The 2,450-nt window shown below is 33.3% G+C and carries 2 protein-coding genes; one reads left to right on the top strand and one right to left on the bottom strand.

Going from position 1 to position 2,450, the window contains the following annotated elements:
- Positions 1 to 23 precede the first annotated feature (23 nt).
- Positions 24 to 974, bottom strand: a complete 951-nt coding sequence (locus GQR44_RS19565; RefSeq protein ID WP_166372148.1) for an IS1595 family transposase — start codon at positions 972 to 974, stop codon at positions 24 to 26.
- Between the two features lie 1,272 nt (positions 975 to 2,246).
- On the opposite strand from GQR44_RS19565, the gene GQR44_RS19570 reads away from it, so the two are divergent.
- Positions 2,247 to 2,450, top strand: a 204-nt coding sequence (locus tag GQR44_RS19570; RefSeq protein ID WP_166373234.1) for a DUF3316 domain-containing protein, incomplete at its 3' end; no start/stop codon positions are given.

The following is a 2,450-nucleotide window of genomic DNA, read 5'->3' on the forward strand; positions in this document are numbered from 1 at the left end:
GGCTCTGTTCCATTACACTGTTGTCACCTATAAGCGGCGAGTAAAATTTGTTGAAAATCATACTTTGCGCTACTTTCTCTAAACCAAGTTAGATAATGCGGTAAATACTTAGTCGCCACCCCTTTCATTTTGCCTACCACCCAACTCTTAAAGTGAGTGATTGCACCATTAACGGTTTGGATGTGGTAAATGTTTTCTATTACTCTATTTTTCCCATTGATTAATCGTTTATGAACACAATTCTTGTGCTCTGCAATATTCACATAAGGCCATGCACCATCACTACAAAGTACGGAGTTACTTAGGATATGTGGTTCGAAATTCGCTTCTATTTCTGAAGCTGTATCCGCTGCTAACACCTTATTAACTATATGTTTACTGCGATCAATTGAAAGTAATATCGCAACTTGATCATCCTTTGTTCTTTTATCTGCATCACCTCCGCGTTTCCTCGCTTTTCGCCCTCTGGTTAGCTTTTTAGAGCCTTTTTCAGAATACGCCATAAAGAATTCATCAACTTCAATTATTCCTGATAATTTATCTTGTGTTTTAGCTGTATTAGCCATTAAAAAGCGATGTCGCCATAAGAAAGCAGTTTTTAGATTAATGTGACAAATAGAAGCTGCTTGACGAAGTGTTAACTTTAGCTCCATACAGCGTGCATACTCTTCCCATAGATGACATTTTCTTAATCTAGCTAACGGTGTTTTTGTCTTAATATTAAAGGTCTTAGCACAATGATTACATCGATATCTTTGTGTTTCTCCTGACTTCCCCCATTTTCTTAAATGTGTTGAAGTGCAATGAGGGCAAGAAGAAGAGGTATCAAAAATAGGTTGAAATAGTTCATTGGTGGGTAATTCGACTTGAGATTCTCGAATTGATTGATGAACTACCTCTCTTTGCGCTGGTGTCATGGATATAAGTGCTGCAGTTATTTGGTTAAGGTTTTGAACGAACGATTTAGTATTCATAGTCTTTACCTTTAATACGTTATGATCACTTATAAGTATAGACAACAATTAACAGGAACAGAGCCAAATTTTTACTCTTCTGGCAGTTAACCTAGTATTTAATCTAATAATGAATATAACGAATAAAATATAATAATAAAGCCAGAAAAAATTGACGATTAACGCTGCAATTATTGGTTCTTTTCTAGTCACTCACTAATGGTGACCTATGGACACCATTAAATCATTCGCTAGCTGTTAAAATACATTCAACTTTATAAACTAAATTCTTAAGAAATCTTTAAACTCCTCAAATAAGTTTCAACTTTTAACCGTTATTTTAAAAATATTGATCTATTTATTAAGTATAAAAATGCTTATCTTAAGTAGTTTTCAGCAAAATATATTTCGTTTTTTAATACTGTTTTTTTGTTTTTGTAAGTAAATGACAACAAATTATTTAGTTTTTTTAAAGTAATTATAAATACAAGAATACCGCTCAGAACTTTTATTCTCGTTAGTATTTTGTTTGTTTCTATTTGCTTTTTTATTTGAATTTTATTACCACTTAATGTGCTTATGAGCATTGCTTTCATTGACTTATCTTCTTGACAAAAAGGATATATTTATCCGTTAATAGCTACTTACCTTCACTTTAAAAACAAGCTGACTATTATCCTTTCAATCATAAAAAACACATCTAACCACTGTTCTTGCTGGGTTTATTCATTAGCACAACAAAGTGAACCATTTCTTCATTCCATCCGTATCACCATCTTTACGATGCACAAATTAATTCAATTATTTGTCATTTCTTAACCTGCTATTAACCTCATGAAGACTATTATCTTCATCAACAACGACCGATAAAGCGTAAAACATGACGGTTGTTGTAAAGGTGATAACAGATGAATAAACACACCGCTTACAAAATAATTTGCAATAAAGGAAATTTATTTTCCACTAGGTAGGTCTTTTGAAAGTGAGTCTGTATTAAAACAAGATGACGCAAAGGAGTTGGCTGATTCAAACCTTGTTAATGTGAGTGAGTAAGAAGTAACAACGCCCACGTCACAGGTAAATAAACAACAAGGTAAACGGTGAACAATCACCTAGCCTTTATCATTCTAAATTCGATTGGTGACAAAAAAGCCACAATGAATGGAAAAATAGAGTGATGACGGTCACATAAATGATAGGCATAATAGCTACATCGAGTGAGGAAACAGCGGTAACGCATTAAACACTCATTCAATACAACTATGTATAAACAAATTATTTAAGGTATTCAAAATGAAAAAATTAACAACTCTAGCAGCAACATTACTTATCAGCTCAAGCGTTTTTGCTGGTACTCAAGTCGTTCATTCTGACAAAAACTTCAGCACTGATGCATTCACAAATAAAGCAGCAGCTTACGAAGCCGGTTTTGATTACGTAAACCAACTTAAACAGTTACCTGAAAACAAATTACGTCATGAGTTGGTACTTATCTCT

Origin of the sequence: Psychromonas sp. SA13A (assembly GCF_011378715.1) — a bacterium.
In the GTDB taxonomy this organism is placed as follows: domain Bacteria; phylum Pseudomonadota; class Gammaproteobacteria; order Enterobacterales; family Psychromonadaceae; genus Psychromonas.

What these genes read in the sequence shown, in the direction of transcription:
- GQR44_RS19565 (WP_166372148.1), bottom strand. Translation starts at nt 974, where the DNA reads ATGAATACTAAATCGTTCGTTCAAAACCTTAACCAAATAACTGCAGCA.